The sequence below is a fragment of the Levilactobacillus parabrevis ATCC 53295 genome (assembly GCF_001434055.1).
Classification (GTDB): Bacteria; Bacillota; Bacilli; order Lactobacillales; family Lactobacillaceae; genus Levilactobacillus; species Levilactobacillus parabrevis.
This window is the reverse complement of record NZ_AZCZ01000120.1, coordinates 1-265: the sequence shown is the minus strand read 5'-3', so window position 1 is coordinate 265 and position 265 is coordinate 1. Positions and strand designations below refer to the sequence as shown.

The 265-nt window shown below is 54.3% G+C and carries 1 protein-coding gene; it reads left to right on the top strand.

Annotated elements, in window-relative coordinates; all coding sequences use genetic code 11:
* Positions 1-219, top strand: a 219-nt coding sequence (locus tag FD07_RS12470; RefSeq protein ID WP_162254230.1) for a MarR family winged helix-turn-helix transcriptional regulator, incomplete at its 5' end; no start/stop codon positions are given.
* Positions 220-265 lie beyond the last annotated feature (46 nt).

The following is a 265-nucleotide window of genomic DNA, read 5'->3' as shown; positions in this document are numbered from 1 at the left end:
GCCGGCTACACCACTAGAACCCCTGACGACACCGACCACCGCACGACTTGGGTCAGTATCACTCCCCAAGGCTTAGCCGCCTGCAAGACGATTCGTCAGGTCAAACAGTCTCTCTGGGATCAAGTCCTCGAGGACACTCCAGACGCTGACATTGAAACGGTCTTCACCGAACTGGAAGTCTGGAGCAACCGGGCCAAGAAATTCGATCAGTCGAAATAGAAGAACACCAACCTAAAACGCCTCGAATCTTAACGGATTCGGGGCG